The organism is Streptomyces sp. NPDC000151 (genome assembly GCF_040301705.1).
Taxonomy (GTDB): domain Bacteria; phylum Actinomycetota; class Actinomycetes; order Streptomycetales; family Streptomycetaceae; genus Streptomyces.
Window position 1 is genome coordinate 1 of record NZ_JBEPFC010000279.1, and the last position, 3178, is coordinate 3178.

Genomic DNA, 3178 nt, shown 5'->3' on the forward strand with positions numbered 1-3178 from the left:
GCGGCGAAGGCGGCCGCGGCGGCGCCGAGCGCCACGGCACCGACGGCGGCGGCGCCCGCGGCCCGCTGACGGGTGACGAGACGGGGAGCGGTACGGCCGGTGGTGCGGCCGGTGGCCGAGGACACGGGGGACAGCACGGAGGAAGGACCTTCCGACGGAGACAAGGGGGGAGGCCGCCGAGGGCGAGACGAGTCGCGGGGGCGAGCCGAGTCGCCGGGGCGCGGTGAGGTTTGCGGACCCGGCGACCACTTCACCGTGGGAGGTGGCTCGGGGTTCCCGCAAGCACCGCCGGTACGTAAGGGCTTCGTAGCAGGCCCCGGGAACGGCGGCCGGAGCCGGGCGAGGGCCCGCGCCGGTTCCTCCTATCGGGCCTCGTATGTGACCAAGGTCCCTGTGCGGGGCTTCACAGGAGGGCTGCGCTCTAGGGCGCGTCTCTCGGGGCGGCGGGCACCGGTGCGTCGAAGGAGACCGGTGCGTCGAAGGCCGCGCGGCGGGTGGCGCGGCGGAGGGCCTTCAGGACGGAGGGGCCGACGGTGAGGGTGAGGACGATCGTGACCAGGGCGCGGGGGAGGTCCCAGCCGAGGGAGGTGGCCAGGCAGTAGGTGACGAAGCGGGCGAGGTTGTCGGGGAGCGGGTCGCCGGGGACGAAGGAGACGCCGGAGGCGAGGCCCGCGATGTACGGCCAGCCCTGGAGGTTCATGACCAGCCCGTACAGGAGGGAGGAGAGCGTGCCGTAGACCGCCAGCAGCAGCATCTCGCGGCGGCCGCGGAGCCGGTCGGGCCCCGGGAGCAGGCCCGCGCCCATCGACACCCAGCCCATCGACAGCATCTGGAACGGCATCCAGGGGCCGACACCGCCGGTGAGGAGGGCGGAGGCGAACATCGAGACCGCGCCGAGCACGAAGCCGAAGCCCGGCCCGAGCACCCGCCCGGACAGCACCATCAGGAAGAACATCGGCTCGATGCCGGCCGTGCCGGCGCCGAGCGGGCGCAGCGCCGCGCCCGCGGCCGCGAGCACGCCCAGCATGGCGATGGCCTTGGCGTCCAGGCCGACGTCCGCGATGGTCGCCACGACCACGGCGAGGAGGAGGGGGAGCAGGGCGGCGAACAGCCAGGGGGCGTCCTTGGAGTGCGCGAGGCCGGACGCGGAGTCCGCCAGCAGCGGCCAGCCGAAGGCCAGCACGCCGACGGCCGAGACCAGTACGAGCGCGGCCACCGACCGCGGCCCGAGCCGCACCGCCCGTACCCTCCTGTCCGTCCGTGGGCTCATGCCGTGTGCTCCAGCTCGGCCAGGGCGTGCGTGACCTGGGGCACGGTGAGCCAGGGAAGCGGCGCGAGGACCTTGGCGACCTGCGGGGCGAAGGACGGGGAGGCGACCACGACCTCGGCGGTCGGGCCGTCCGCGACGATCTCGCCGTCGGCGAGGATGACGACGCGGTGGGCGAGTTCAGCGGCCAGTTCGACGTCGTGGGTGGCGAGGACGATCGCGTGGCCCTCGGCGGCGAGGCCGCGCAACACCGCCACCAGGCGGGCCTTGGCCGCGTAGTCCAGGCCGCGGGTCGGCTCGTCGAGGAGGAGCAGCGGCGGCCGCGCGGTGAGGACCACGGCGAGCGCGAGCGCGAGGCGCTGGCCCTCGGAGAGGTCGCGCGGGTGGGTGCCGTCCGGGACGTCCGGCAGCAGCCGGGTGACCAGCGCCCGGCAGCTGCCCGGTGCCGCGCCCGCGTCGGCGTCCGCCGCCGCGCACTCGGCGCCGACGGTGTCCGCGTACAGCAGGTCGCGCGGCTCCTGCGGTACCAGGCCGACCCGGCGCAGCAGGTCGCGCGGCCCGGTGCGGTGCGGCACCGCGCCGCCCACGCGTACCGATCCGGCGGCCGACTCGTGCATCCCGACGAGCGTGTTCAGGAGCGTGGACTTGCCCGCGCCGTTGCGGCCCATCAGGGCGACGGTCTCGCCGGGGCGTACGGCCAGGTCGACGCGGTGCAGCGCGTCGATGCGGCCGCGGCGCACGGACAGCCCGGCGGCCTCGGCGACCGGCGGGGCGCCCTCGGCGACCGGCGGGACGGACGGCGCACCGGCCGCCTCGGGGGATGCCGGTGACCGTCCCGCCAGCCGCTCGCGCAGCGCGCCGGCCTTGCGGCGTGCGTCCCGTACGGTCAGCGGCAGCGGCGACCAGCCGGCCGCCCGGCCGAGGGCGACGACCGGCGGGTGGACCGGGGAGACCGCCATGATCTCCGCGGGCTCGCCGATGACCGGCGCGGCGCCGGGCGCGGGCAGCAGGATGACCCGGTCCGCGTACTGGACGACGCGCTCCAGCCGGTGTTCGGCCAGCAGGACCGTCGTGCCGAGGTCGTGGACCAGGCGCTGGAGGACCGCCAGTACCTCTTCGGCGGCGGCCGGGTCCAGCGCCGAGGTCGGCTCGTCCAGCACCAGCACCTTGGGATGCGTGGTGAGGACGGACCCGATCGCGACGCGCTGTTGCTGGCCGCCGGAGAGGGTGGAGATGGCCCGGTCGCGGAGGCCGGCGAGGCCGAGGAGGTCGAGGGTCTCCTCGACGCGGCGGCGCATCACGTCGGGCGCGAGGCCGAGCGATTCCATGCCGTACGCCAGCTCGTCCTCGACGGTGTCGGTGACGAAGTGGGACAGCGGGTCCTGGCCCACCGTGCCGACCACGTCGGCCAGTTCGCGCGGCCGGTGGGTGCGGGTGTCGCGGCCGTCGACGGTGACCCTGCCGTGCAGGGTGCCGCCGGTGAAGTGCGGTACGAGGCCGGAGACGGCGTTCAGCACGGTCGACTTGCCGACACCGGACGGGCCGACCAGCAGGCAGAGTTCGCCCTCGGGGACGGTCAGGTCGACCCCTTGGACGGCGGGCGCGCCCGCGTCCCCGTAGGTGACCGACACCTGCTCGAACCGGATCACGTCGTCTTCTCCTTCGGGTTCTTCGTACGCCGCTCGTCGGGTGGTACCGGGGCGACGAACGCCGGCACCAGCCCGACCAGCACCGAGAGCGCGGGCCAGAGGGGGAGCTCCGGGGCCGTCAGCGGTACGGCCGGCGGGTGCAGGGCGGCGGGCGCGTACGAGCCCGCCCAGATCATCAGCGCGGCCACCGCCGCGCCGGAGCCATGCTGCACGGCTTCCCGGAGTCCTGGTACTCCTGGCGGCACCAGTTCGGGCCGCTGGC

2 protein-coding genes and 1 pseudogene are annotated in these 3178 nt (G+C 75.6%); all 3 read right to left on the minus strand.

Annotation, left to right across the window (positions count from 1 at the left end; translation table 11 throughout):
• Window positions 1-421: 421 nt before the first annotated feature.
• Window positions 422-1270, minus strand: coding sequence for an ECF transporter S component (locus ABT381_RS35435; RefSeq protein ID WP_351602143.1), 849 nt, complete (start codon window positions 1268-1270; stop codon window positions 422-424).
• Window positions 1267-2916 carry an ABC transporter ATP-binding protein gene (locus ABT381_RS35440; RefSeq protein WP_351602147.1) on the minus strand — a complete coding sequence of 550 codons (1650 nt, stop codon included), beginning with the start codon at window positions 2914-2916 and terminating at the stop codon, window positions 1267-1269. The genes ABT381_RS35435 and ABT381_RS35440 overlap by 4 nt, the downstream gene beginning before the upstream one ends.
• Window positions 2913-3178, minus strand: a pseudogene (locus tag ABT381_RS35445) (hypothetical protein); the annotation flags it as partial. The gene ABT381_RS35440 and the pseudogene ABT381_RS35445, both read right to left, overlap by 4 nt.

Coding starts and splice junctions, on each gene's coding strand:
- ABT381_RS35435 (WP_351602143.1), bottom strand. CDS start 1,270: ATGAGCCCACGGACGGACAGGAGGGTACGGGCGGTGCGGCTCGGGCCG.